Raw genomic sequence first — 25,188 nt, forward strand, 5'->3', positions numbered from 1 at the left:
CGACACCCTCCCGCCAGCGCCCATCGCCGACTCACAACCAGCCTGAGCCACAGGGTGCGCTCCCGAATGGAGTAGCCGATCCGGAATCCGGATAGCGGATCTTCTTATCTCGTGGTGTCTGGGGGCGGAGTCAGCGCACGCCCATCATGTTCTTCCTGATCCACGGCGACAACGCGGCCATGATCCCGGCCAGGACGATCGAGGCGACGCCCAGCACGAGGAAGTAGTTGCGCTCGGCGCCGGCGTCCGTCGGGTCGTAGTACCCCGCGAGCACGCCGGACAACGCGCTGCCGATCGAGACGCTGAGGAAGAACAGCGCGACCATCTGCGTCTTGAACGCCTCCGGGGCGAGCTTGGTGGACAGGGACTGCCCGACCGGTGAGAGCAGCAGCTCGGCCATCGTGAACAGGAACAGGATCCCGACGATGCCCAGCAGCGGCGTCGCCACACTGCCCACGAAGAACAGGAACACCAGGTAGGCGATACCCATGATGAGGTTCGCGAGGGCGAACTTCATCGGGCTCGAGGGCTGACGGTTCCCGAGCTTGACCCAGAGCGTCGCGAACACGGCGGCGAAGATGATGATGAACAGCGGGTTGATGGACTGCACCCAGCTCGCCGGCATCTCCCAGCCGCCCAGGTTGCGGTCCAGTCGCTGGTCGGAATAGATCGCGATCACCGTGAACTGCTGCTGGAACAGGGCCCAGAACGCCACCGAGGCCACGAACATCGGGATGAACGAGACCACCCGGCTGCGCTCGACCGGCTCCGTCTTGGCACTGGTGATGAGGAGGGCGAACAGCGCGATCGCGCCGACCACGGCGATCGCGGTGACGATGTCCGCCAGTGACTCCAGCGGCACGAGGCCGGTGGCGATGGCTGCGACGACGAGCACCGCCACGACCGCGCCGATCCCCAGGTAGCGGACGCGCTGTGGCCGCGGGAGCGGGTCGGGGACGACAGCGCCGACGCCCTTGAGGGTGGCGCCGCGCATCGCGACGTACTGGATGAGCCCGATTGCCATACCCGCGGCCGCCGCCCCGAAGCCCCAGTGGAAGCCGTAGTTGTCCCACAGCACCCCGGTGAGCAGCGGGCCCGTCAGACCGCCGATGTTGACCGCCATGTAGTAGATCGAGAACGCGGCGTCCCGCCGGTCGTCGGTCCGGCGGTACATGTCGCCGACCACCGTGGAGGTGGTGGCCTTGAGGGTTCCCGCACCGACACCGACCAGCACGAGGCCGATGCCCAGGCCGATCGCCCCGGGTACGAGCGCCAGGGACAGGTGGCCGAGCATGATCATCACGGCTGCGCCGAACAGCGTCCTCTCGGCGCCGAGGAGGCGGTCCGAGACCCAGCCGCCCAGGATCGCGGAGGCGTACACCAGACCGCCGTACGCGCCGACGATCGAGGCGGCGATCTCCTGGGAGTAGCCGAGTCCGCCGTCGCCGACCGCGTAGTAGATGTAGTACGCCAGCAGACCCTGCATGCCGTAGAAACTGAACCGCTCCCACAGTTCGATCCCCGACAGGTTCGCCAATCCGAGTGGGTGGCCGAAGAACCTGCGGTCCGAATCGGCGAGAGCCACCTCGGCATTCCGAGTTGTCATGTATGTCAGTGATACTCCTGCTCCCCGAGCCGGACAAAACCGGTGCCGCGCGAGCTGCCCCGCAGGGGTGGGAGTCGACAATCGGTGCCCCAGACGGGAGAATCGGACCGATCAGCCCGGGCGATCTGCCCCGGGCGCAATCGAGAAGCGCAGGAGCACCTCCAGTGAGCCGAGCCGACACCCCGGCCCGATCTATCAGCCCCCTTCACCGAAGGGGGGACACCGGATGAGCATCGCGCTCTCACTCCTGGTCGGCGTCGTCGTCGTCCTGGCCATCACCGCGCTCACGGGCTACTTCGTGGCGCAGGAATTCGCCTTCATGGCCGTTGATCGCTCGCGGATGGGGGCTGCCGCCGAAAAGGGCGACCCCGTCGCCGACCGCGTACTCGGGGTCACCAGGCGGACCTCGTTCATGCTGTCGGGTGCGCAGCTGGGCATCACCGTCACGACCCTCGTCGTCGGCTACGTGGCCGAGCCACTCATCGGGCGGGCCCTGGGTGAACTACTCGGTCTGGCCTCCGTTCCACAGGCCATCGGCGTCGGTGTGGGCACGGTCCTGGCCCTGCTGTTCTCGACCGTCGTGCAGATGCTCTTCGGCGAGCTCGTGCCCAAGAACCTGGCGATCGCCAAACCCGAACCCGTCGCTCGCTGGTTGGCGCGGTCGACCACCATCTACCTGGCGCTGTTCGGCTGGCTCATCGGGCTGTTCGACAAGGCGTCCGAGGCCCTGCTCAAGGCCGTCGGCATCGAGCCGGTGCACGACAAGGAGCACTCCGCCACCGCCCGCGACCTCGAGCACATCGTCCACGAGTCCAGCGAGACCGGCGAACTCTCCCCCGAGCTCAGCCGCCTGTTGGACCGGATGCTCGACTTCCCCGGACAGCCGGCGGAGCACGCGATGATCCCGCGCTCCCGTACCGACGTGGTCCGCGGGGAGGACGCGGTCCCGGACGTGCTGTCGAAGATGGCCACCGGCCACACCCGCTACCCCGTGGTCGGTGAGGACTCCGACGACGTCATCGGCATCGTCGACCTGCACGACCTGCTGGTGATCTGCGACGACGAGCGGGACACCTCCCTGACCCTGGTGTCGGAGGTCATGCGGGCCCCGATCGTCGTGCCCACCTCCCTGCCGTTGCCCGAGGTGGCGGCGCGCCTGAGCGAACAGAAGGCCGAGATGGCCGTGGTCGTCGACGAGTACGGCGGGTTCGCCGGAGTCGTGACGATGGAGGACATGGCGGAGGAGATCGTCGGGGAGATCGCCGACGAGCACGACCCGCAGGCCGCCGGGGACGCCCCGGTCAGTGAGGGGTTGGGCTGGGTCCTGGGGGGCGACACCCACCTGGACGAGGTCGAGCGCCTGCTCGACATCACCCTGCCCGAGGTCGACGCCGAGACGCTGGGCGGCCTCGTCGTCGAGACGATCGGTGACCTGCCGGACGTCGGCGACCGGGTGGACATCCCGCTGCCCGACACCGACATCCTCGAGGAGGTCTCCGCCGATCGCGTCCTGCGGGCCGAGGTCCGTCGTCTCGAGCGTCGCGTCCCCGCCGAGCTGCATATCGTGGTCGAGGAGGCCACACGATGACCCCCACCACGACCCTCATGGCCGCCGAGGCCCAGTCCGGACTCATGAGCAATCCCTGGGTGGTCCTGGCCGCGACCGTCCTGCTCATCGCGGCGTCCGCGTTCTTCGTGGCCGTCGAGTTCTCCCTCATCTCCGCGCGGCGCCACCGCCTCGAGGACGCCGCCGCCACCAGCAGGGCCGCCCGGGCAGCTCTGCGCAACGCCTCCGAACTCACCCTCCTGCTGGCGGGAGCGCAGCTGGGGATCACGCTGTGCGCGCTGGCGCTGGGGTCGATCACCAAGCCCGCCGTGCACCACTGGCTCACCCCGGTCTTCTCCGGCTGGGGCCTGCCGTTGTGGACCGCCGACGTCATCGCGTTCATCCTCGCGCTGATCATCGTGACGTTCCTGCACCTCGTGGTGGGCGAGATGGCCCCCAAGTCGTGGTCGATCACGCATCCCGAGTACTCGGCCACCCTGCTGGCGATCCCGATGCGGGCGTTCCTCTGGCTCACCCGTCCGCTCCTGGTCGCCCTCAACGCCATGGCGAACAACATCCTGCACCGGCTGGGTGTCGAGTCGAGGGACGAGGTGTCCGCCGGTCAGGACGCCGATTCACTGCGCGAGCTCGTGCGGCACTCCGGTGAGGCGGGGACTCTGGACGACACCCATCAGCGCCAGCTGCTCAGCGCCCTCGAGCTGCAGGAGCTCACCGTGGGCGACCTGCTCGGGGAGCGCGGGGTCGACACGCCCGCCTCGCCGGAGGAGATGTCCTCCGTCGGCGCGGACGCCACCCCGGGCGAGATCCGCGACACCGCCCGCCGCACCGGCCACCTGCGGCTACTGGTCCTCGAGGACGACACCGCCGTCGGCGTGGTGCACGCGCGGGACGCCATCGACGTCGAGGGGCCGGCCACCGCCCGCGAGCTCATGCGGTCGAGCCTGTCCCTCGAGCACGACCTGACCGTCGCCGAGGCGTTCCGCCGGATGCGTGACGCACGGGCGCACCTCGTCGTCGTCGAACAATCCGGCGGGCACCCGGGCACCCACGTCTCCGAGGTCCGCGGCGTCCTCACCCTCGACGACGTGGTCCGTCGCCTCCTGCCCGTCACCTCGGGGTAGATAGGCGGGGGGTAGACGGCGCAGGTGGACCGGCGCGGGTCAGATCCGGCTGATGAGCCAGACCACGCCGAACAGCGCCAGCCCGGCTATCCCCAGCAGGACCAGCAGCATGAGCCCGACCGCGCCGATCGCCCTCAGCAGGTAGCCGCGCGCCCCGGTGTCGACGCGTCTGCCGTCGGCGATGGTGCGGTCGACCAGCCGCAGGTTCTTGGACGTGGCCTTGTGGGCGGCATCGGCGACGTCACCGACGAACGGGATCAGCCCGAGCACGGCGTCCACCAGGTAGTTCCAGCCCATCCGGAACAGGATCCGCACGGGCACCCGGTTGCGCACCGCCTCGGCGAACACGGCGGCCGCGAACACGGTGCCGACCGCGTCGCCGACGACCGGGACCAGGCCGATCACCGGATCCAGACCGACGCGATAGCGGGTGCCGGGGATGCGGACGAGGTCGTCGAGCACGCGCGCGAGACCGGTGGTGACCGGGGAGACACCGGTGCGGTCGACGGGTGCCGGGGCGGGGTCGGGACGGTCGGGGTTCACGGGCCCGAGCCTACGGTCCGCGCTCCCGGTGCGCCCGGGCCCGGGATCTGGTTTCGTGGAGAGATGATGCCCACGCCCGCCTCTCAGCCGAGTCTCCGCCCGCTGCGGCCCCACCGCGATCCCGGCGCGACCCGGCACCCGCATCGTCGCGCCGGAGGCCTCGTGGCGGCGGCCCTCGCCGTCGTGCTCGTGGGGTCGGGGTGCGCCGCGCTGACCGGCGACACGGGCGCCGACGAGGTGGACCAGTTCCTGGCCGCCCTCAATCGCGGCGACGTGACGGGCGCGGCCGCGCTGACCACCGACCCGGCCGCCGCGGAGGAGACCATCATCGCGAGCGTCGAGGGGATGGGGTTGCCCGCGATCTCCGCGACCACCACCAGCGACGACGGGCGCCCCGACCGCGACCCGGTGACGGTGGAGATCACGTGGGACATGGGCGCCGCCGGAGCCGACGATGAGGGCGGCGAGAACGAGGGCGGCGCCGACGGTTCTGGTGACGACGACGAGGCGGGCTCCGGCCCGGCCGGCGGGGACGAGGCTGCCGGCGCCGGGACGCGCAGCGTGACCACCCGCGGCGAGGTGCGGACGACCGAGGTGGGCGACCAGTGGAAGGTGCAGTGGGCGCCGACGGTGCTCGACACCCGGCTGGCCGAGGGGGGTCGGCTGACGTTCGCCGAGGAACTCGACTGGGACACCGACATCCTCGACCGGACCGGCGAGCCGCTCATGCAGTGGACGCCGGTCACCGCGGTGACGCTCGCACCCGACGCCGCCGGCTCCGCGGACGCGGTCGCGTCGCTGGTCAGCGGGGCCGCACCGACGATCACCGGTCAGACGATCCGCGACGGGATGGCCGAGGCCGGCGACCAGCCGTACCAGGTCGTGGCGTTGCGCCCGGCGGACATCGACCCGATCCGCGATCAGCTCGCCGCGGTCCCGGGCGTGAGCCTGCCGGAGCAGGGCCAGCTCATCCGCACCGACCGCGACCTGGATTCCCCCGCCCTCGACGGCCTGCCGAACGCCTGGACGGAGGCGCTGCAGTCCGAGGCCGGGTGGTCGGCGCAGATCGTCAACCCCGGCGCCGAACCGATCGAGATCGGGGGCGCACCGGCCGGAGAGGTCGACGACCTGGTCTCGATGGTCCAGATCTCGATGCAGCGTGAGGCCCAGCGGGCCGTGGACGGAAGCGGGTTGGCCGCGTCGATCGTGGCGATCCAGCCCTCCACCGGCGGGGTGCTGGCCGTGGCCCAGAACTCCGCCGCCGACCGGCAGGGGCCCGTCTCCCTGCAGGGGCGCTTCCCGCCGGGGTCGACGTTCAAGGTGGTCACCACCGCCGCCGCGCTCTCCGCCGGCGTCGTGGGCCCGGACGAGATCGTGCCGTGCCCGGCGTCGGTCACCGTCTCGGGCCGGACGATCCCCAACGACGACGACTTCGAGCTGGGCCCCGTCCCCCTGGAGACGGCGTTCGCCCGGTCGTGCAACACCACTCAGGCCGTCATCAGCGACCGCCTGGAACCCGCGGCGATGAAGGACACCGCCGCGACACTGGGCCTCGGCGTCGGGTTCTTCACCCCGGGGCTGAACACCTACACCGGGGAGGTGCCCGTCACCGAGCAGGGCCCGGGCCGGGTCGAGGCGGCGATCGGGCAGGGCGAGGTGCTGGCCAGCCCCTTCGGCATGGCCGTGATGACGGCGTCACTCGCGAACGGTGGCCGGATGATCCTGCCGCAACTCATCGACGGGATGCCCGCGGTCGCCAACGACTCCCCGGAGCCGCTCGACCCGGCCGTGGTCGACACCCTGCGCCGCTACATGGTGCAGACCGTGCAGTCGGGCACCGCGACGGCCGCGAGGTCCGTGCCCGGCCTGGGCGGCAAGACCGGCACCGCCGAGGTGGGCAGCGGGCCGGCGCACGGTTGGTTCGTGGGCTTCACCGGGGACATCGCGGTGGCCGTTCTCCTCGAGGGCGCGGACTCCTCGGGCCCGGCGGTGGAGCTGGCCGCCGACTTCCTCGGGGGTGTCGGCCAACCGGCTCCCCTGGCGGCTCGGTAGTTTCGGCACATGCGCCTGCCCAAGGTCTCGCTCCCCGACTTGTCCCTGCCCGATCTGTCCCTGCAGAATCTGCCGCTGCCCGGCCTCGACCGGCTGCCGTTCTCGTTGTCGTCCCCCTCCCCCACCGACACCCACCGCCGCGTCCTGGTGACCGGCGGCGCCTCCGGCCTCGGTCTGGCCCTGGCGACGGCGTTCCTCGAGCGCGGCGACCGGGTGATCATCGCCGACCTCGCCCCCACCGGCGACCGCCCCGACTCCGTGCCCGCCGACGCCCACTACCTCCGGCTCGACGTGCGCTCGGAGGACGAGTGGCAGGCCGCACGCGTCGAGGTCGAGCAGATCTGGGGCGGCCTGGACGTGCTCGTCAACAACGCCGGCATCGCCCAGGGCGGCCGCATCGAGATGCTCACCGAGGACGACTGGCGGCAGATCGTCGACATCAACCTGCTCGGCGTCGCGCGCGGATGCCGCACCTTCGTCCCGATGCTCAAGGCGCAGGGCAGCGGTCACCTCGTCAACACCGCTTCTCTCGCCGGCCTCGTCCACCCGCCCACCATGTCCTCCTACACGGCGGTCAAGGCGGCGGTCGTGGCGATCTCCGAGAGCCTGCGGTGGGAGCTCGAGCCGTTCGGCGTGGACGTGTCGGTGCTGTGCCCCTCGTTCTTCCGCACCAACCTCGCCTCCAGTCTCAACGCCTCCGACCCCGCCGCCAGCGGGTTCGCGAGCAAGCTCATCGACCGCTCCGAGCGGGGCGCCGACGAGATCGCCGCGGAGGTGATGACGGGCCTGGACGCCAAGCAGTTTCTCATCCTCCCCGACCCCGACGCCCGCAAGTCGTACCGTGCCAAGCGGTTCCTCCCCGCCGCGTACGCCAGGACCATGCTCGGCATGGGCCAGAAGTTCGCGGCCGCGACACGGGCCACGGGCGGGTCGGGCGCCGAGGCCGGGGGAACGGGCGCGACGGGCACGTGAGCACCGGGGGCGGCGCGCGCTGGTACCGCGCGCTAGTACCCTGCGGGGCATGACCCCCTCGCACCTGCTCTCCCGCGCCGACCTCGATTTCCTCCTGCACGACTGGCTCCATGTCTCCGAGCTGTGCGATCGGGAGCGGTACTCGGAGCACTCGCGCGAGACGATCGACTCCGTGGTGGACCTGTCGGCCGAACTCGCCGAGAAGTACTTCGCGCCCCACTTCCGCAAGGCCGACCTCACCGAGCCCCGGTTGGTCGGCGAGGACGTGGAGCTCATCCCCGAGATCGGCGAGGCGCTGGCGAAGTTCGCCGAGGCCGACCTCGTGGGTGCGGCGATGGACGAGCGGGTCGGCGGTATGCAGCTGCCCTACACCGCCTACCTGGCGTGCATGGCCTGGTTCTACGCCGCGAACATCTCCACCGCGGCCTACCCGCTGCTCACGACCGGCAACGCCAACCTGCTCATCGAGCACGGCTCCGACGAGCAGATCGAGCGGTACGTCAAGCCGATGATCGAGGGCCGCTTCACGGGGACGATGTGCCTGTCCGAACCGCAGGCCGGGTCGAACCTCGCCGACATCACCACCCGCGCCGAGCCGCAGCCCGACGGCACGTACCGGCTGTTCGGGCAGAAGATGTGGATCTCCGGCGGCGAGCACCAGATGGCCGAGAACATCGTGCACCTGGTGCTGGCGAAGGTTCCCGGGTCGCCGGCGGGCACCCGCGGCATCAGCCTGTTCGTCGTGCCGAAGTTCCTGGTCACCGACGACGGCACGATCGGCGAGCGCAACGACATCGTCATCACCGGCCTCAACCACAAGATGGGCTTCCGCGGCACGGTCAACACCATGCCCACGCTCGGCCAGGGCATACACACCCCCGGCGGTCGGGCGGGCGCGATCGGGTACCTCGTCGGAGAGGAGAACACCGGCCTCAAGAAGATGTTCACCATGATGAACGAGGCCCGCCTCGGCGTGGGCCTCGGCGCGACCGCCATCGGCTACACCGGGTACCTCAAGTCGCTGGACTACGCCCGGAACCGTCCCCAGGGCCGGCAGGTCGGGGCGGACCCGTCATCGCCGCAGGTCATGCTCACCGGCCACGCGGACGTGCGCCGCATGCTGCTGGCCCAGAAATCGTACGTGGAGGGCGCCCTCGCCCTGGGGCTGTACTGCGCGCGACTGCTCGACGACGAGAAGACCGGATCCCCGGAGGAGTCGGCGGCGGCGAAGATGCTGCTCGACGTCCTCACCCCGATCGCCAAATCGTGGCCCTCGCAGTGGTGTCTCAAAGCCAACGAGCTCGCGGTGCAGGTGCTGGGCGGGGCCGGCTACACCATCGACTACGACGTGGAGCAGCACTACCGCGACAACCGTCTCAACCCGATCCACGAGGGCACGCACGGCATCCAGGGCCAGGACCTGCTGGGACGCAAGGTGATGGCCGGTGGCGGGGCCGGGTTGGCCGCGCTGACCGGGCGGATCACCCAGGCGTGTGACCGGGCTGCCGAGGCGGGCGGGTCCGCGGCCGAGATGGCCGCGCTGCTGCGCCCGCGCGTCACCCGCCTCATCGAGGTCACCACCGCGCTGGCGGAGGTGGGGGCCACGGATCCGGAGGCCTTCCTGGCCGACGCCACCGAGTACCTCGAGGCCGCCGGGCATGTGGTGATCGCCTGGATCTGGGTCGAACAGGTGATGGCACTGGGCGCGCGCACCGGCGACGAGGACGACGCCTTCGCCGCGGGCAAGCTCAGGGCCGCGGAGTACTTCCTGCGCCGCGAGCTCCCGATCGTCGACGCTAAGTTCGACCTGCTCGCCGCGGGCGACCGCACGACGCTGGACATGCGCGACGACTGGTTCTGACCTCTGGTTCTGACCCGGGTCCGGTGCTGGACCGCGCCCGGTTCGGCCGACCGCTCGGCGGCGGCACACGACGAAGCCCGGGCCGGCGCTCTCGCGTCGGCCCGGGCCTCGTCTCGTCTGGTCGACCTCACCGGATGGGCGGGAGTTCAGGGCACCCGTCCGCGGTGTTCGGTCAGATCACTCCTCGGGGATGAGGACCTGGTCGATGAGGTAGACAGTGGCGTTGGCGGTCTCGACGCCACCGCAGACCACGTTGGCACCGTTGACCATGAGCTCGTCGCCGGAACCGGTCACATCGACGTCAGCGCCGTTGAGAGTGGTCTGCATCCCGGAGATCTCGTCGGGCGTGATCTGGCCCTCCACGACGTGGTAGGTCAGGATGCCGGTGAGCAGGTCGGCGTCGGTCTGGAGCGCCTCCATCGTCGCGTCATCGATCTGCGCGAACGCGTCATCGACGGGGGCGAAGACTGTGTACTCGCCGTTGTTGAGGGTGTCGACGAGGTTGACGTCCGGGTTGACGCCGCCGGACAGGGCGGCGGTGAGGGTCGTCAGCAGCGGGTTGTTGGAGGCGGCCGTGGCGACCGGCTCCATCGCCATGCCGTCGACCGAGCCCGGTCCCTCCGGGTTGGCCTCGGCGTAGTCCGCGCACCCGGGGCCGACGAGCATGCCGGCCGGCTCGGCCTCCATGGACGAGGTCTCGGAGGAGGCGGTGGTGCTCATCATGGAGCTGGCGGTGCCCTCGGCGGTGGTCTCGGTGTCGCTTCCGTCGTCGGTCGAGCAGCCGGCGAGGACGAGTCCGGAGACCGCGGCGGCTGCGGCGATCGAGGCGACTCGGCGGGAGATCGTGATGCCCATTGTGCTGTCCTTTCGGTGGAGCCCCTGTGGTGTGGGGCTCTGTGCGGTGGGTCACCAGTGCTTCGCCGCCCCCCGTGATCCGGATGGGTCCGGCCCGGATTTTTTTTCGAGCCGCCGGCCGCAGCCGCCTGCCGCCGCCCGTCACGATGGCGTCTCGCGTGAACAGATGCGCAGGCCAGACGCCCTCCCCGGGGGCGGCGGTCGCCGGCGCGTCCATCCGCGCGAGCAGGGCGCCATGCGCGGGAGCGGATGCCGGCTGCGGGTCGTCGGGGAGGTGTCCCGGTGACGCCGGGGCACCGGGGCACCGGGGCACCGGCCCGGGGTCGCCGGGGTGTGCCGGCCGTGCAGGCCGTGCAGGCCCACCGTGCAGGCCCACCGTGCAGGCCCGCCGTGCAGGCCGACCGGGCCGTCCGACCGGGCTCCGGCTCCGAATCAAGGACGTGAACACTCCACAGACCCGATCCCTCGTCGCGGCCAGAGCCGGCGCGGGCCTCCTCGCCACCGGTCTCGCCGTCGCAGTGGGTCATGCCGTCGCCGGAGTCGTGGCCCCCGGGTCGTCGCCTTTCCTCGCCGTGGCCGACTCGGTGGTCGACCGGGCCCCCTCCGCGGTGCGCGAGGTGACGATCGACGCACTCGGTACCGCCGACAAGCCTGCACTGATGGCCGGGCTGGCGGTCATCCTTGTGGTGACGGGCGTGGTGGTGGGCCTCATCGAGCGCCGGGGACGTCCCGCCGGCACGATCGTGCTCGCCCTTTTCTGCCTCATCGGCACCGCAGCGGCGGTGACCCGGCCGACAGCGGGGCCGCTGTGGGCACTGCCGACGGTGCTCGGCGCGATCGTCTCGATCGTGGCCCTGCGGGCGATGATCGGCGCCCTGTTCCCCGCGTCTTCCGTCGCCGCGGCCGCCCGAGGCCCGGAGGGGGCCGCCTCCGCCGGCACCGGGGAAAGTGCCTCCTCGCCCGGCACCGGCGCGGCGGGGACCGCGACGCGGCGGGATCCCGACCGTCGACGCTTCCTGGTCCTGGCCGGGTCGGCCGCGGCCGTTATCGCCGCGGCCGGTGCCACGGGAATGGCACTGACCCGCCGGGCCGCCGAGGCGGTGGCCGAACGCACCGGGTTGCGGTTGCCCCGGGTCCTCGCGCGGAACGCGGCGCCTGCCGTGCCGACAGGTGTGGTCCCGGACGCGCCCGGCGCGACCCCGTTCCTCACCGACAACGACGAGTTCTATCGGATCGACACCGCTCTGCGGGTCCCTTCGCTGAGGGCCGCCGACTGGCGACTGCGCATCCACGGGATGGTGGAGCGCGAGATCGAGCTCGACTGGCAATCGCTGATCGACAGGGAGACCCGCGAGCGCATCATCACCATGACCTGCGTGTCCAACGAGGTCGGTGGCGACCTGGTCGGCACCGCGAGCTGGACCGGCTTCTCCATCGCTGACCTGCTCGTCGAGGCCGGGCCCCTGCCGGACGCCGACATGCTGCTGTCGACGTCGGTCGACGGCTGGACCGCCGGCACCCCGCTCGAAGCACTGACCGACGGCCGCGACGCCCTGCTGGCCGTGGGGATGAACGGCGAACCGCTGCCGTTCGAGCACGGGTACCCGGTCCGCCAGGTGGTGCCGGGGCTCTACGGGTACGTCTCGGCGACCAAGTGGGTCGTGGACTGGGAGGTCACCCGATTCGACCGGGCCAGTGCGTACTGGACGGATCGCGGGTGGGCGGAGCGGGGTCCGATCCGGACGGCCAGCCGCATCGACCGGCCCGCGCCGCTCGCCGAGTTGCCGCCCGGACCGATCGTGGTGGCGGGCACCGCCTGGGCCCAGCGTCGCGGTATCGAGCGGGTCGAGGTCCGGGTCGACGACGGCCCGTGGCGCGAGGCGCAACTGTCCGAGGAGTACTCGGTCGACACCTGGCGGATGTGGTCGTGGACCTGGGACGCCGAGCCCGGTCTGCACACCCTGCACGTCCGCGCGACGGACGGGACCGGTCGGGTACAGCCCGAGGAGCGGCGGGAGCCCGTCCCGAGCGGCGCCACGGGCTGGCACAACCGGACGTTCCGGGTGGCGACGGCATGACCCTCATGGCTATCCGCGCACCGGGACCACGGCCGCCCCGCGACCCGGACCCGATTGGCCCTAGACTGGGGATCGTGTCCGAGCCAGTCGCCCCGCCACTGACCGACCCGGGGCGCCTGCTCGAGCTCGCCGCCTCCGGTGACCTCCAGGCCTTCGGTCGCTTCTACGACCTCATGTCCCCGCGCGTCTACGGCCTGGCCCTGAGGGTCCTGCGGGACCCGGGTTACGCCGAGGAGACCGTGCAGGAGGTCTTCCTCCAGGTCTGGAAGCAGGCTGCCGACTACCGGCCGAGTCTGGGATCGGTGCAGTCCTGGGTGCTGACCATCACGCACCGTCGGGCGGTGGACCGGGTCCGTTCGGAGACGTCCGCCGCGCGGCGCGACGAGATGGACGCGGCGGCGGACTTCACCCGATCCGGCGACATCGCGGAGCAGGTCACCGAACAGCTCTCCCGTGACGAGGACGCCGCGGAGGTCCGCAGATGCCTGGGGACCCTCACGGACAACCAGCGCGAGTCCATCGAGATGGCCTACTTCTCCGGACAGACGTACCGCGAGGTCGCCGACCGTCTCGGCACCGCGCTACCGACGATCAAATCGAGAATCCGCGACGGTCTCCGTCGCCTGAAGAACTGCCTGGGAGGTGAGCTGTCATGAGCATTCGGCACCACGATCATCCGTCGGACCTGGGCAGCGTCCGTCCCGAGGACCTCGACCTCTACGCCCTGGACGCCCTGGACGATGACGAGGCCGAAGCCGTCGAGATGGCGCTGGTCAGCGCATCGGCCGAGGAGAAGTCGTCCATGCTGGCGCACATCGCCTCGACGCGTGAGGTCGTCGCCGGCATCGTCGCCGACGCCGGGCTCGACACCGCGCCCCCGCCGCAGTTGCGGGATCGCGTCCTGGAATTGGCCGCTGCCGGTACCCCCCGCGGGCCGGCCCGGCCGGCCGACGCCGGGGACACCGACCGGGATCAGCCCGGCGGAGGCACCGACGTGGTCGACCTGAGCCGGGAGCGCGAGCGCCGGCGGCCCGGTCCGCTGTCGTTCCTCGCCGCCGCGGCGGCCGCCGTGGTGCTGGTCGCCGGTGGCGTGACCATCGGTCGCATCACCGACAACGCAGGGGGCGACAGCTCGGTGCCCGTCGCGGCCCCGCCGTCGATGCCCGGCAAGGTCACCTCGCTGCTGGCGGCGGAGGACCTCGCGGTGGTCCGCGGCCAGGTCGGCGCGACCGGTACCGCCACCGTCCTGGCGTCCAAGACGGCGGACATGGCGGTCATCTCGATGACCGACCTCCCCGAGCCGGCCACCGGCCGCGCCTACCAGCTGTGGTTGATGGGTGACCATGAGCCCATCTCGGCGGGGACCATGGAGTCCGGCCAGGTCGGACCGTCGCCCTCGGCGCAGATCGACGGCATCCGCAACTCCGAGCAGATCGGCATCACCGAGGAGCCCGCGGGTGGATCGCCGGCGCCGACCGGTCAGGTCCTCCTGGCCCTCGATATCGACTGACCCGGCGTTCCGGCTGCGCAGGCGATGCCCGCGCGGGCGGCCTGCCTCGTCGAGAAGAGCGTTTCGCACATCGCCACTCGGTCGATGCGGGCGAAACGGTCTTCTCGACGAGGGCGGCCTCTCGCTCAGGCGTTCGTCAGGCCTGCCACCACGGCCGCAGCGGCACATCCCAGGTCATGGTGTCGCCCAGCCGGACCGCGAGGATCTGGTGCAGCTGGATCTTGTTGTGTTCGAACCCGTACTGGCACGCGCCCATGTAGAGGCCCCACAGTTTGGCCATGGGCTCGCCGACCTCCTCCACGGCGTCGTCCCAGTGCTCGACCAGGTTGGCGCACCAGTCCCGCAGGGTGAACGCGTAGTGCTGGCGCAGGTTCTCCTCGTGCACCACCTCGAAGCCCGCGTTCTCGGCCTCCAGGTGCACGGTCCCCGCGCCGGCGAGCTCACCGTCGGGGAAGATGTACCGGTCGATGAACTGCCCCGCCTTGACCATGCGCGAGTTGTCCGGCCGGGTGATGCAGTGATTGAGCAGGCGCCCGCCGGGCCGCAGATAATTGTGCAGCCGGGTGAAGTAGTCGTGGTAGTTCTTGCGGCCGATGTGCTCGGTGATGCCGATCGAGCTGACGGCGTCGAAGTCGCGTTCGGGTACGTCCCGGTAGTCCTGCAACCGGACCTCCGCGAGGTCACCCAGTCCGTCGCGCGCGATCGCGGCCTGTCCCCACTCGGCCTGCTCCTTGGACAGGGTCACGCCGATCACCCGCACGCCCCGCGCGGCGGCGTAGCGGACCATGCCGCCCCAACCGCACCCCACGTCGAGCAGCCGGTCGCCGGCCTGGAGACCCAGCTTGTCGAACACCAGCCGGTACTTGTTCTCCTGCGCCTCCTCGAGGGAGGTGTCGGGGGCGGTGTAGCAGGCGCACGTGTACGTCATGGATTCCCCGAGGATCCACTCGTAGAAGCGGTTCGACACGTCGTAGTGGTAGCTGACGACCTCGGAGTCCCGCTCCTTGGAGTGTCGGCGCATCCCCGACACGACCCGCTTCCACGCCGGCGTGACCTCCATGGGCGGCGTGGGGAGGAACCTGATGTTCTCCGTGCCCACCGCCCTGGCGATCCGGGCGAGGGTCCGGGCATCGGGCGTCCGGGTCATGTGTTTGCGGAACACCTCGAGCGCCCCGAACACGTCGTGGGGCGCCCCGGGGTGGACGCCGTCCATCTCGAGTTCACCCATGAGGTAGGCCCGCGCGAGCCCGAGGTCACCGGGGGCGGTGACGAAGTACTGCAGCGCCTTCTCGCTCTTGAGCCGCAGCACCAGGTCACTGTTCTCGGGTCCGATCGAGGACCCGTCGTAGGCCTCGATCCGCAGGGGCGGCTCACCGGCGGCGAAGGCGCCGATGATCTCGCCGATCGTCATCTTCCCCGGGGCACCAGCGGTCCCCGCACTCGTCGTGGTCACCGTGCACCCACCGCCTTGTCGTAGAGGGTCGCGAACCGGCCCTCGGGATCGAATTCCGTCTTGAGTCTGCCCGCGTGGTCACCGCCGTAGAGCTGGGCGAACTCCTCGCGGGAGTAGAAGACCTCCGAGTAGAGCGACTTGTGGCCGCCGAGTCCGGAGACCTCCTCCTCGATGCGGCGGTTCCACGCCCCCTCGGCCATGCCGGGTTCGATCGGCGCGGAGGACCAGAAGCCGATGTTGACGTAGGTGGTCTCCGGGGCCAGCGGGTACAGCGGCCAGGGCCGGTCGGAGCCGGGGCCGCCGCCCACGCCGGGCGAGGGGCTGGACTCGCGCAGTCGCAGCGGGCATATCCACAGCGGCTCGATGGGCACCTCGCGCAGGAACCACCCGAGGAAGTCGGCGGTGTGGTCGATGGTGACCTCCACGTCCTGCACCACCCGCTCGCGCGGGCCCTCGCCCTTGAGCGCGCCGATCCTGTTGCCCAGGTCGTACTTGTGGTCCAACCCGATGATCTTCCAGTACGCCGAGCTCCTCAGCAGCTGTTGCGGCCAGAACCTGCGGATGCGCGGGTTCTGCACACCGAACGCCCGGGAGCACCAGAACCAGTCCGTGTCCCAACGCCAGAGGTAGTCGCGGATGGTCAGGCGGTCGCGCTCCACCGAGCCGGCGGGACCGCCGTGTCGGATCGAGCGGTAGAAGATCGCCTGCTTGTCGGACACCCCGGTGTAGTCCGAGACGGGCCCCGGCTCGTCGGTCCGCCGACCCAGGCACAGGTAGGATTCGTCGGCCGAGAACACGACCCCGTCGAGGAAGTCGACCTCCTCGTCGTCGTATCGCTCGTCCTCGCTGATCCGGGCCAGCGTCGACTCGAGCGCGGTGAGGGAGTCAAACCGTACGTGTCGCAGTTCCACGAAGCGCCTCACCGGTTCGAGCGCGATCCGCAGACGCACCGCGTACCCGAGCGAGCCGTAGGAGTTGGGGAAGCCGCGGAAGAGCGCGCGTTCGCGCTCGGTGCCGTCGGGGCGGGCGGTGACGATCTCGCCGGTACCGGTGAGCACGTCCATCTCGAGCACGGACTCGTGCGGTAGGCCCAGGCGGAACGAGGAGGACTCGATGCCCAGCCCGGTGACCGCGCCACCGAGGGTGATGGTCTTGAGCTGCGGCACCACGTACGGCATCAGCCCGTGCGGCAGCGTCGCGTCGACCAGGTCCTCGTAGGTGCACATGCCCTGGACGTCGGCGGTGCGCGCCCCGGGGTCGACGGAGATGACGCGCGTGAGACCGGAGGTGTCGAGACCGGGCGACGACGACGAGGCGCGCGGCCGGAACAGGTTGGACGTCCGCTTGGCCAGCCGAACCGGTTCACCTGCGGGCACGGCCCGGAAGCTCTCGACCAGTCGCCGCACGCCTTCGTCATGTCGGGCGGTACCCACGACGAGTGGGTCGGCGAGAATCGAGGCAGTTCCCATGCGCCCCACCCTAGTGCGGCTCGGGGACCCCGGCGGATGATCGGGGGATGGGTGCTGGCACCGGGGCGGGCCTCCACCCCGGTGGGCCGAACGCGTAGCCGAGCCGCTCGCGCCAGCTCGTCGCACCGCGGAGGTCCCGCCAGATGGCGACGTACTCGTGCGTCTGGAGCCAGAACGGGTTGTGCGAGGTCACCGGCGTCGTGAGCCCGTAGGTGGGCCGGTGGGTCTCGGGGCGGAAGGTGCCGAACAGGCGGTCCCAGATGATGAGGATCCCGCCGTAGTTGCGGTCCAGGTATTCGGCGTCGCTGCCGTGGTGCACGCGGTGGTGCGAGGGGGTGTTGAACACGAACTCGATCGGTGCGGGCAGCCGACCGATGCGCTCGGTGTGCACGAAGAACTGGTAGACGAGCGAGATGGAGAACCCGGTGAAGACCATCCACGGCGGCACCCCCAACAACGGTAGAGGCAGCCAGGCGATGATCTCGCCGGAGTTGTTCCACTTCTGGCGAAGGGCGGTCGCGAAGTTGTAGTATTCGCTCGAATGGTGGGCCTGGTGGGTGGCCCAGACCAGGCGGACCCGGTGCGCGCCGCGGTGGTACCAGTAGTAGAGGAAGTCGGTGCCGACGATCGCGAGGACCCACGTGTACCAGGCATTCGACGGCAGGTGCCACGGTGCGAGGTAGACCCACACCGCTGCGTAGATGACCAGGCCGATCAGCTTTCCGACCAGCCAGAACGCCTGCGAGCTCGCTCCCATGAGGAGCGAGGTGACGGCGTCCCGCGGCTGGTAGCCGCCCGGCTCCCGGGCCTCGAGCACCCGCGCCGAGATCCACTCGATGGCGACGAACGTGATGAACACCGGAAATGCCAGCAGCACCGGCTCGTGCAACGGGTCCGCCAGGGCCCCCAGCGCGCGGCCCAGCGACTCGGAGTACCCCATCTCGTTCACGTCTCGATTGTGACACCACTCACAGACATTCGGGCAATCAGACCCGACCGGGCCGCACAGGTGAATTACCCTCGCCACAGCGCCGGCCCCGTGGGCCGGTGTCGCACAACCGACTTGACGAGGAGGACCCACCGTGACCGTCACACCCCGGTCCGCACGGACCCGTTCCCGCACTCTCGCCGCCGCATCCGGCCTCGCCGCGTTGGCACTGGCCCTGGGGGCCTGCGGCGAGGAGGGCGAGGCCGAGCAGGCCGTCGGCGAGGCCACCAGCGCGGTGGGCTCCGTCGCCGCCGAGGCCACGTCGGCGGTGGGTGACGCGATGAACGACGGCGGCGAGGGCGGCGAGGGCGGCGCCACGACCGGCAACGGCCCGCAGCCCGAAGGCTCCGAGGAAGGTGGGGGCGAGAGCCCGAACCCGGACGAGGAGTTCCTGAACGACATCCAACGCGTCGGCGTGGACACGCCGGACGAGCAGGACTACATCACCCGCGGCCGTGACGCCTGCGCGTCGTTCGACGAGGGCACCGGCTACATCGACGTGCTCCAGATGTACAACGACGCCCATCCCGATGCTCCCGTGACCGAGGCACCGGCAGTGGTGACGGCCGCGGTCAAGGCGTACTGCTCGCAGCACCTGCCGCTCGTCGGCGACGGAGGCGAAAACAGCGGAAGCGAAAATAGCGAAGGCGCCTAGGACCGACCCCGTCAGATCCCGGCGCGGTCGAGCGCCTCGGCGGTGAGGCGGCGGCCCAGCGCGATCAGCTCGTCCGCCCGGTGGAAGTCGAACGTCGAGCACGCGTCCGAGGGGACCTCGACCAGGACATCGGGGCGGTTGCCGGCCATTCGGTAGGCGGTCACGATGCTCTCCATCGCCTCGATGGTGTGGGTGACCACGTCGAAGATCCGTAGGGACCCGGGAAGGGATTCCTCGCCGTCGTCGTCGGCGACCTCACGCTCGCCCTCGTCGACGACCTCTTCCACCACGTCAGACGGCTGACCGGGCGCCCGGACCCCGGCCGTCCCGTCGTAGACCCCATCGACCGGGTCATCGGCCACGTCACCGCTGGCGTCTGACGAGTCCTCGTCCTCCGGGACAGCCGGATCCTGACCGAATCGCGCGGCGATCAGTCGCACCAGGTCGCCGTCGCGGACGTCCGCTGCGGCGGTCCGGATCCGGCCTGTCAGCGTGCCCGCCGGCCTCGCCCCGCCCGCGGCACCCCTCCGGGAGATCTTCGGCTCGGCTTCGGGGGACACCTCGTCCGGGTCCGAACTCTCCTGGAACGTCGACCCTCGGATCCCGGACCGACGCCCCGTCAGCGAGACCGCCAGCAGCAGGTCGCTGTTCACGGGCGCCAACGGTTCCAGCGGGACGGGGTTGGACACGCCACCGTCGACGATCAACCGCCCTCCGACCAACGCCGGGGTGATGACGCTGGGGATGGCGAACGACGCCCGCACCGCCACGTCCGCGGGACCGCGGGTGAACCAGACCTCCCGGCGGGCCCGCAGATCGGTGGCGACGGCGGTGAACGGGATCTCGAGATCCTCGATGCGGACGTCGTCCAACATCGCCCCGATCACCGCCATGATCCTGTTCGCCCGGATGGCGCCGCCGCCCGCGAAGGAGACGTCGAGGAGCCGCAGGACGGCGGGCTGGGTCAGGCCCCGCACCCACTTCTCGAAGTCGTCGAGCTTGCCGGCCGCGTAGAGGGCACCCACGACGGCACCCATCGACGCCCCGGAGACACCGACCACCTCGTGTCCACGTGCCTGTAGCTCACGGATCACGCCGATGTGCGTGTATCCACGCGCCCCGCCCGAGCCCAGTGCCAACGCGACCCTCACAGGCGCCCCTTCCGGTCGAGTCCGACCACGCGTCTCCCGCGTGTCCGCCCCCAGTGTGCACCCGTCCCGTCCGGGTACAGGACGTCATCTTCACGGTCCGTGTCGTAGGTGGGATCTACCGTCAGCATCGCATCGAGCACCTGTTCGACGCCGGGCCCCGGGCCCGATACACCCGCACGAAGGAGATCCCATGTCCCACACCGCCATCCCGCCCCGTACCGGCTCCGCCTACGCCCCCACCGTCGACCGCGACATGCTGCGGGTCGCCGCGAACGTCGAGCGCTCCGGGATGCACGTCGTCCACGTCGGCGAGGGCTGCGACTGCGGCGACTGCGCCGCCACACCACTGCCTCCGGACGAGAGGTTCGGCTACACCATCGGACTGACGGATCTGGGGCACCCCGAGTTGCTCGTGCGGGGCCTGTCGGCGCGGGAGACCGCCGATCTGCTGGGCCGGTGGGGCGAGACCGTCCTGGCCGGCCAGGTCTTCGATGCCGGGCACCTGCTGTGCGAGGGCTCCGGCGGCCCGACATGGGAACTGATCCCCGTACGCCGGCCGTCCCACACCCTGCGGTGGGCGGGCAGGTACTACCGCACCTCCGGAACCGGGGGTCTGGCCGCGCTGGAGTTGATCCCGGCCCGCCGGCCGTGCCCCTGCGAGGGGTGTAGCTGACGGTCCGGGCCCGGCGGGGGTCGTCGTAGGGTCTAACCATGCCCCGTCACCAGCTGCACCTGGATGCGCGTTCGCCGTCGATCATCGTCCCGATCACCGCCGGCGACCTCACGCAACTGGAGCAGCAGGTCGCGGCGTTGGCCGGCGATCCCGTGGTCGATCTCGTCGAGTGGCGGGTCGACCTCTACGAGCCCGCCCCCGCCCGGTCCGGGGCGGCCGCCGCCGAGGCCGGGACGTTGACCGATCCCGGCCCGGCGGTGGCGGCGCTCGAGGCCCTGGCCGGGCTGCTGCCGGACACCCCGATCCTGGCCACGTTCCGCACCACGGCCGAGGGCGGCAGCACCGGGATCGCCGACGACGCCTACGTCGCGCTTGTCGCTTCTCTCGCGGCGACCGGTCTGGCGGCGGCGGTGGACGTCGAGTACAGGCACCCGCGGGCGGCACGGGCGATCGAGGCGGCCCACGCGCACGGGACCTCGGTGGTGGCGTCGAACCACGACTTCGATGCCACCCCGCCGGCCGCGGAGATCGCCGCTCGGCTGGAGGCGATGGAGGCCGCCGGGGCGGACGTGGCCAAGATCGCCGTCATGCCCCGCTCGGCGGGCGACGTGGTGACGCTGATCGCCGCCACCGAGAGTCGCCACCGCGTCGCCGGTATCCCGCTGATCACCATGTCGATGGGCGCGCTGGGGGCGGTGACGCGTATCGGCGGCGGCACGTTCGGATCGGCGGCCACCTTCGCCACCGTGGGCGAGGCCTCGGCGCCCGGGCAGTTGCCGGCGGCCGGGGTGCGGGCAGCGCTCGATCTGCTGGGCTAGCCGTAGCGCCGGAGGACCTCCTTGCGGAGGCCGGAGGTGGCCACGTCCGCGATGTGCTTCTGGGCCTTCTTGAGCATCACTCCGGGAAATTTGATCTTGAGGTCCACCTCGAGGTCGAAGACCACCTCGGTGGTCCCGTCACCCTTGTCCGTCAGCACATAACGCGCGTTCTGCACGTTCTGGGTGCTGCTCTCGACGAGGGACCAGCTCACCTCGCCGTCGTACCACTCGTACCGCACGACCATCTCGTCGGTCACGCCGTACTGCGCGATCTTCTCCCACACCACGATCGGCCACCCCTCGTCGTCGGCCTCGCGGATCTCGACCTCGCGGTGGGCCTCCGACCAGTCGACGAGGGATTCGACGTCGGCGAGGACCTCCATGATCTCAGGGATGCCGGCCTCGATCGTGGTCACTGACTGCACTGACACTGCCATGGTCGCCAAAGTTACCCTCGCGGCCTGCCCGTGGTGCGAGGATCGGTCCATGAACGCCACAGCCGATCCCGGCGGGTCGAGCTCGGACCGCAAGGTCGCGTTGCTGCGGGGGATCAACGTGGGCAGGTCGGCCAGGATCGCGATGTCGGCCCTGCGGGCCTGCACCGAGGACGCGGGCTGCGCGGAGGTGAGAACCGTCCTCGCCACCGGGAACGTCGTGCTCACCGACCCGCGCGCCGAGGACGACCTCCGCGCCGTGCTCGAAGCCGCCTACGCCGACAGGTTCGGGTACGACGCGGTGGTGCAGGTCCTCACCCGCGATGCCGTCGAGGAGGCCGTGGCGGCGTACCCGTTCGAGTCGCTCGACGAGCACCACGACTACGTCGTGTTCTCCGATGACCCGGCGGTGACCCGGGCGGTCGCCGAGGCGATGGGCGCGGCGATCGAGCCCGGCGGCACCGAGGTTGTCACCGCGGGATCAGGGTGCGTGTACTGGCGGGTTCCCAAGGGGGCGACGCTGAGCTCGGCCGCCGGCAAGGCCTCCGGGAACCGAGCGCATGAACGTCACCTGACGAGCAGGAACCTCCGGACGCTACACAAGATCCTCGCGGTGGGCTGAGAGGCCGTCAGGGCCCCTGGACGGACGCGCCGATCGTGTCGACGAAGGCAGCGAGGGGCCCGAAGATCGCGGGAAAGATCCCGTCCCACATGGCCTGAAGCTGGGAGAGGTCGAACGGGGGCATCGGTCACGCTCCTTCTGCGGGAGGGCTGGCGTGCGGGCTCTCCGCCTGCGCCGGGTTCCCTTCCGCAGACAGGATCCTCTGCACACGTGCTCGGGCGCAACCCTTTGCCCGTGGCAGACTGCGAGCGATGTCGCACCGCCCGCCCACCGTATCCACTGCCGCCGCACTCGGCGCCGTGCTGTTGGCGGCCCTCGCGCTGGGTGGGTGCTCGTCGGAGCCGCAGGAACCCGCGCCCGGGGACGCGGGGGAGACGACGTCCGTGTCCACCTCCGCGGCGCGGGTGCCGACGGCCGCGCCGCGGGAGTCCCCGCCCCCGGCGCCGACATCGTCCCCCGCCGCCGGTGGGCCCGCTCCCACGGAGCGGGACTCGCCCCCGCCCGTCCCGCCGTTCATCGACGCCGCGACCTGGGGCGACTCCGACTACGGGGTGACGCTCGAGGTGGCCCCGTCCACCGCCGGCCGCCAGGCGTGGGGGGACGACGACTCGCGAACGGCCTGGCGGGAGGTCGTCCGGCTCGTCCCCGAGGCCGACAGTCCGGGGATGTGGGAGCAGTTCGACTGCCACTGGACCTGGGCGCGACTGCTCGAGCCGGACAAGCCCACCTGGAATCTCGAACCGTGGCGGCCGGTGGTCCCGCCCGAGCGCATGCTGGCCGAGGGCTGCAACCCGGGAGGGCCGGAGGTGTGAGGGAGATCCGCCGCGCCACCGTGGCCGACGCCGCCGGTTGTCTGGACGTGTACGCGCCGTACGTCCGCGAGACCTCGGCGACGTTCGAGACCGAGGTGCCCCCGGTCGACGAGTTCGCGGCGCGGATCGCCCGGGCACTGGCGGGGTTCGACTGGCTGGTGGCCGAGCTCGACGGTCGGATCGTCGGTTACGCCTACGCCGGGCCGGTCAAGGACCGCGCGGCGTACCGCTGGTCGTGCGAGGTGAGCGTCTACGTCGATGCGGGCGCGCACGGTCTCGGGTTGGGGCGGTCGCTGTACCGGGAACTGTTCGCCCGGCTAGAGGCGGCCGGGTTCCGCCGACTGCTGGCGATCGTGACCCTGCCCAACGAGCCGAGTGTGGCTCTACACCTGGCCATGGGGTTCCGCGAGGCGGGCCGGTTGGAACGGATCGGGTTCAAGCACGGGCGGTGGCTCGACGTGGGGTGGCTGCAGGCCGACCTGGGGCCGGAGTCCGGCGCGCCGCCCCACTGACCTGCTCATGGTCTGCCTCGACCTGCTCGCCCGGCCCGGTGCGACCGGTGGCCGGGGTGGCGCGGCGGACCAGCCCGGCGCACAGCTCGTCGAGCCAACCCCCCACCGACCCGCGGGCGGCATCGGTGCCCGGATAGCGGCAGCGCACGTGCAGCCCCGAACCGCTGACCACGAACCACACCATCACCCCGTCGGTCCGGATCGCGGCCGACACGTGCTGCGGGCTGAGGCTCAGGTCCACGTCCACCGGCAGGCGGCGGTGGTCGAGCCACGAGATCGCGAACATCCCCGGGGTGTGCGGCATCCCGCCGTACGGGGCGAGTATCGGCCCCAGTGCGTGCGAACCGAGGTCGACGGCCTCGCGCACAGCCACCGCGCACGCGGCCGGGTCGGGGTCGTCGCACTCGATGACGGAGTTGGTGATGAACCACCCCACCGAATCGTTCCAGCGGGCGGTGCGCACGTCGTGGCGGGAGTGCACCGGCAGGACCGCGCGCAGGCCCACCCCGGCGCGACGGTGGAGTAGGGCTGTCATCTCGGAGATCGCCAGCGAGATCATCCGCACCCCGCCGGCGGCGGCCGCCTCCTCCAACGCGGCGACCCCGGCCGGGTCGAGCACGTCGCGCACCTCCACCACCTCCTCGTGCGGGGTGGAGATGTCGCCCAGGTCGAGCGGGAACACCGGCATCTCCCCGCCGCCGCGGGCCAGGATCGCGGCCCAGCGTCGGTGCACCTCGTCCGGCGCGGGCGGGCGGGCGGCGAGCTCGGCGGTGTGGGTGGCGAACGCCGTCGCCGGCGGCAGGCAGGTGCCCGGTTCGAGGCCGCAGGCCAGATCGTCGAGGCACGAGCAGAAGTCGCGCATCAGCACCAGCAGCGACCAGGCGTCGACGTGGCTGTGATCGAGCCCGATCACCACGACCGGCCGCTCCCGCTCGTCCCGCGGCTCCACCAGGCACAGCGCGTGCGCCGGCCGGGCGAACGGGCAGCACGCCTCGTCGAACACCCGGCGCAGGACGGCCCTCGGGTCCTCCCCCGGCTCCGCGGGCGGGGTCCGCCACCCGAGTGGCTGCACGGTCACGGGCCGAAGGCGCAGCTCGCCGTCGTCGTCGTCGTGGTTGTCGTCGTCACGGTCGTGGCGGTCGGTCCTCCCCTCGTGGCCGTCGCGGTCGTGCCCGCCCCCGGTGAGCACCGTGCGCAGGGTCCCGTGGCGTGCGATCACCGCGAGCCACGCCCGCGCGACCTCGTCCCGGTCGGCCGGGAACGGCAGCGTGAACGCCACCGCCATCCACGAGCCCGGGCGGGGCCCCAGCGAGGCGTGGCGCGCCTGATCGAACGAGGGGGATCGATCCTCGCCGTGAGCTGGGGTGACATCGGTCGCAAACCGGTGCACGACGCCGTCGGGGAGCGACATCCGCGTTACGGTGGTGAGCCTCATG

23 protein-coding genes are annotated in these 25,188 nt (G+C 71.2%); 14 read left to right on the forward strand and 9 right to left on the reverse strand.

Features of this window, described 5'->3' with window-relative positions:
* Positions 1-130 precede the first annotated feature (130 nt).
* A complete protein-coding gene (locus NR111_RS12600) occupies positions 131-1,606 on the reverse strand; it encodes a peptide MFS transporter (RefSeq protein ID WP_067719028.1) in 1,476 nt (491 codons plus the stop codon).
* Positions 1,607-1,832: 226 nt separating this feature from the next.
* On the opposite strand from NR111_RS12600, the gene NR111_RS12605 reads away from it, so the two are divergent.
* Together NR111_RS12605 and NR111_RS12610 are read left to right on the forward strand one after the other, a co-directional pair.
* Positions 1,833-3,194: a hemolysin family protein gene (locus tag NR111_RS12605; protein WP_069390358.1), complete on the forward strand. Its 1,362-nt coding sequence runs from the start codon at positions 1,833-1,835 to the stop codon at positions 3,192-3,194.
* On the forward strand, positions 3,191-4,294 hold the full coding sequence (locus NR111_RS12610; protein ID WP_227022199.1) for a hemolysin family protein: 1,104 nt from the start codon (positions 3,191-3,193) through the stop codon (positions 4,292-4,294). The genes NR111_RS12605 and NR111_RS12610 overlap by 4 nt, the downstream gene beginning before the upstream one ends.
* 39 nt (positions 4,295-4,333) lie before the next feature.
* Here the strand turns inward: NR111_RS12610 and NR111_RS12615 are convergent, their stop codons facing one another.
* On the reverse strand, positions 4,334-4,837 hold the full coding sequence (locus NR111_RS12615) for a DUF4112 domain-containing protein (RefSeq protein ID WP_182634060.1): 504 nt from the start codon (positions 4,835-4,837) through the stop codon (positions 4,334-4,336).
* 63 nt (positions 4,838-4,900) lie between these two features.
* Between NR111_RS12615 and NR111_RS12620 the strand changes: the two genes are divergently transcribed.
* The 3 genes from NR111_RS12620 to NR111_RS12630 are packed head-to-tail and all read left to right on the forward strand — an operon-like array spanning position 4,901 to position 9,722.
* Positions 4,901-6,889, forward strand: a complete 1,989-nt coding sequence (locus NR111_RS12620) for a penicillin-binding transpeptidase domain-containing protein (protein ID WP_256820971.1) — start codon at positions 4,901-4,903, stop codon at positions 6,887-6,889.
* Positions 6,890-6,898: 9 nt separating this feature from the next.
* Entirely contained in the window at positions 6,899-7,861 is a 963-nt protein-coding gene (locus NR111_RS12625; protein WP_256820972.1) for an SDR family NAD(P)-dependent oxidoreductase, read from the forward strand.
* Between the two features lie 49 nt (positions 7,862-7,910).
* Positions 7,911-9,722 (forward strand): acyl-CoA dehydrogenase, encoded by a 1,812-nt coding sequence (locus NR111_RS12630; RefSeq protein ID WP_256820973.1) that lies wholly within the window; start codon positions 7,911-7,913, stop codon positions 9,720-9,722.
* 177 nt (positions 9,723-9,899) lie between these two features.
* On the opposite strand, the gene NR111_RS12635 is transcribed toward NR111_RS12630, so the two are convergent.
* A complete protein-coding gene (locus tag NR111_RS12635) occupies positions 9,900-10,577 on the reverse strand; it encodes a fasciclin domain-containing protein (protein WP_167457869.1) in 678 nt (225 codons plus the stop codon).
* A gap of 518 nt (positions 10,578-11,095) precedes the next feature.
* On the opposite strand from NR111_RS12635, the gene NR111_RS12640 reads away from it, so the two are divergent.
* From NR111_RS12640 to NR111_RS12650, 3 genes are all read left to right on the forward strand, one after another.
* Positions 11,096-12,655, forward strand: coding sequence for a molybdopterin-dependent oxidoreductase (locus tag NR111_RS12640; protein ID WP_374210730.1), 1,560 nt, complete (start codon positions 11,096-11,098; stop codon positions 12,653-12,655).
* Between the two features lie 74 nt (positions 12,656-12,729).
* Positions 12,730-13,311, forward strand: a complete 582-nt coding sequence (gene sigK / locus NR111_RS12645) for an ECF RNA polymerase sigma factor SigK (protein ID WP_067719012.1) — start codon at positions 12,730-12,732, stop codon at positions 13,309-13,311.
* Entirely contained in the window at positions 13,308-14,165 is an 858-nt protein-coding gene (locus NR111_RS12650) for an anti-sigma factor (protein WP_256820975.1), read from the forward strand. Before sigK ends, NR111_RS12650 begins: the two co-directional genes overlap by 4 nt.
* A 136-nt stretch (positions 14,166-14,301) precedes the next feature.
* On the opposite strand, the gene NR111_RS12655 is transcribed toward NR111_RS12650, so the two are convergent.
* From NR111_RS12655 to NR111_RS12665, 3 genes are read right to left on the reverse strand one after another with little or no spacing between them, the layout of a single operon-like run.
* Entirely contained in the window at positions 14,302-15,618 is a 1,317-nt protein-coding gene (locus NR111_RS12655; protein WP_256820976.1) for a class I SAM-dependent methyltransferase, read from the reverse strand.
* A complete protein-coding gene (locus NR111_RS12660) occupies positions 15,615-17,087 on the reverse strand; it encodes an FAD-binding oxidoreductase (RefSeq protein WP_256820977.1) in 1,473 nt (490 codons plus the stop codon). Before NR111_RS12660 ends, NR111_RS12655 begins: the two co-directional genes overlap by 4 nt.
* 10 nt (positions 17,088-17,097) lie before the next feature.
* Entirely contained in the window at positions 17,098-18,027 is a 930-nt protein-coding gene (locus NR111_RS12665) for a sterol desaturase family protein (RefSeq protein WP_256821046.1), read from the reverse strand.
* A gap of 142 nt (positions 18,028-18,169) precedes the next feature.
* On the opposite strand from NR111_RS12665, the gene NR111_RS12670 reads away from it, so the two are divergent.
* Positions 18,170-18,730, forward strand: coding sequence for a DUF732 domain-containing protein (locus NR111_RS12670; RefSeq protein WP_256820978.1), 561 nt, complete (start codon positions 18,170-18,172; stop codon positions 18,728-18,730).
* Between the two features lie 11 nt (positions 18,731-18,741).
* Here the strand turns inward: NR111_RS12670 and NR111_RS12675 are convergent, their stop codons facing one another.
* Positions 18,742-19,881 (reverse strand): patatin-like phospholipase family protein, encoded by a 1,140-nt coding sequence (locus NR111_RS12675; protein ID WP_256820979.1) that lies wholly within the window; start codon positions 19,879-19,881, stop codon positions 18,742-18,744.
* A gap of 190 nt (positions 19,882-20,071) precedes the next feature.
* Between NR111_RS12675 and NR111_RS12680 the strand changes: the two genes are divergently transcribed.
* Both NR111_RS12680 and aroD read left to right on the forward strand, forming a co-directional pair.
* Positions 20,072-20,554, forward strand: a complete 483-nt coding sequence (locus tag NR111_RS12680; protein ID WP_256820980.1) for a DUF4262 domain-containing protein — start codon at positions 20,072-20,074, stop codon at positions 20,552-20,554.
* Between the two features lie 38 nt (positions 20,555-20,592).
* Entirely contained in the window at positions 20,593-21,372 is a 780-nt protein-coding gene (gene aroD / locus NR111_RS12685) for a type I 3-dehydroquinate dehydratase (protein ID WP_256820981.1), read from the forward strand.
* Here aroD and NR111_RS12690 read toward each other — a convergent pair.
* Positions 21,369-21,809 carry an SRPBCC family protein gene (locus NR111_RS12690; protein ID WP_154830186.1) on the reverse strand — a complete coding sequence of 147 codons (441 nt, stop codon included), beginning with the start codon at positions 21,807-21,809 and terminating at the stop codon, positions 21,369-21,371. The genes aroD and NR111_RS12690 overlap by 4 nt on opposite strands.
* A 49-nt stretch (positions 21,810-21,858) precedes the next feature.
* Here NR111_RS12690 and NR111_RS12695 point away from each other — a divergent pair, with 49 nt between their 5' ends.
* The 3 genes from NR111_RS12695 (at position 21,859) to NR111_RS12705 (ending at position 23,752) form a co-directional block, all read left to right on the forward strand.
* Complete coding sequence (locus NR111_RS12695; RefSeq protein WP_256820982.1) at positions 21,859-22,428, forward strand: DUF1697 domain-containing protein; 570 nt, start codon at positions 21,859-21,861, stop codon at positions 22,426-22,428.
* Positions 22,429-22,679: 251 nt separating this feature from the next.
* A complete protein-coding gene (locus NR111_RS12700) occupies positions 22,680-23,240 on the forward strand; it encodes a DUF2599 domain-containing protein (RefSeq protein ID WP_256820983.1) in 561 nt (186 codons plus the stop codon).
* Complete coding sequence (locus tag NR111_RS12705; RefSeq protein WP_256820984.1) at positions 23,237-23,752, forward strand: GNAT family N-acetyltransferase; 516 nt, start codon at positions 23,237-23,239, stop codon at positions 23,750-23,752. The genes NR111_RS12700 and NR111_RS12705 overlap by 4 nt, the downstream gene beginning before the upstream one ends.
* On the opposite strand, the gene NR111_RS12710 is transcribed toward NR111_RS12705, so the two are convergent.
* The gene (locus NR111_RS12710) at positions 23,676-25,187 is read right to left on the reverse strand and encodes a hypothetical protein (RefSeq protein ID WP_256820985.1); all 1,512 of its coding nucleotides are present in this window, start codon (positions 25,185-25,187) and stop codon (positions 23,676-23,678) included. The genes NR111_RS12705 and NR111_RS12710 overlap by 77 nt on opposite strands.
* Between the last annotated feature and the right edge of the window lies 1 nt (position 25,188).

The organism is Dietzia sp. Die43 (assembly GCF_024519835.1).
In the GTDB taxonomy this organism is placed as follows: Bacteria; Actinomycetota; Actinomycetes; order Mycobacteriales; family Mycobacteriaceae; genus Dietzia; species Dietzia kunjamensis.

Excerpts from the sequence above, each read along its gene's own strand:
- NR111_RS12600 (WP_067719028.1), bottom strand. The coding sequence starts at position 1,606 with ATGACAACTCGGAATGCCGAGGTGGCTCTCGCCGATTCGGACCGCAGG.
- NR111_RS12605 (WP_069390358.1), top strand. The coding sequence starts at position 1,833 with ATGAGCATCGCGCTCTCACTCCTGGTCGGCGTCGTCGTCGTCCTGGCC.
- NR111_RS12610 (WP_227022199.1), top strand. The coding sequence starts at position 3,191 with ATGACCCCCACCACGACCCTCATGGCCGCCGAGGCCCAGTCCGGACTC.
- NR111_RS12620 (WP_256820971.1), top strand. The coding sequence starts at position 4,901 with ATGATGCCCACGCCCGCCTCTCAGCCGAGTCTCCGCCCGCTGCGGCCC.
- NR111_RS12625 (WP_256820972.1), top strand. The coding sequence starts at position 6,899 with ATGCGCCTGCCCAAGGTCTCGCTCCCCGACTTGTCCCTGCCCGATCTG.
- NR111_RS12630 (WP_256820973.1), top strand. The coding sequence starts at position 7,911 with ATGACCCCCTCGCACCTGCTCTCCCGCGCCGACCTCGATTTCCTCCTG.
- NR111_RS12635 (WP_167457869.1), bottom strand. The coding sequence starts at position 10,577 with ATGGGCATCACGATCTCCCGCCGAGTCGCCTCGATCGCCGCAGCCGCC.
- NR111_RS12650 (WP_256820975.1), top strand. The coding sequence starts at position 13,308 with ATGAGCATTCGGCACCACGATCATCCGTCGGACCTGGGCAGCGTCCGT.
- NR111_RS12660 (WP_256820977.1), bottom strand. The coding sequence starts at position 17,087 with ATGGGAACTGCCTCGATTCTCGCCGACCCACTCGTCGTGGGTACCGCC.
- NR111_RS12665 (WP_256821046.1), bottom strand. The coding sequence starts at position 18,027 with ATGGGGTACTCCGAGTCGCTGGGCCGCGCGCTGGGGGCCCTGGCGGAC.
- NR111_RS12680 (WP_256820980.1), top strand. The coding sequence starts at position 20,072 with ATGTCCCACACCGCCATCCCGCCCCGTACCGGCTCCGCCTACGCCCCC.
- aroD (WP_256820981.1), top strand. The coding sequence starts at position 20,593 with ATGCCCCGTCACCAGCTGCACCTGGATGCGCGTTCGCCGTCGATCATC.
- NR111_RS12690 (WP_154830186.1), bottom strand. The coding sequence starts at position 21,809 with ATGGCAGTGTCAGTGCAGTCAGTGACCACGATCGAGGCCGGCATCCCT.
- NR111_RS12695 (WP_256820982.1), top strand. The coding sequence starts at position 21,859 with ATGAACGCCACAGCCGATCCCGGCGGGTCGAGCTCGGACCGCAAGGTC.
- NR111_RS12700 (WP_256820983.1), top strand. The coding sequence starts at position 22,680 with ATGTCGCACCGCCCGCCCACCGTATCCACTGCCGCCGCACTCGGCGCC.
- NR111_RS12710 (WP_256820985.1), bottom strand. The coding sequence starts at position 25,187 with ATGAGGCTCACCACCGTAACGCGGATGTCGCTCCCCGACGGCGTCGTG.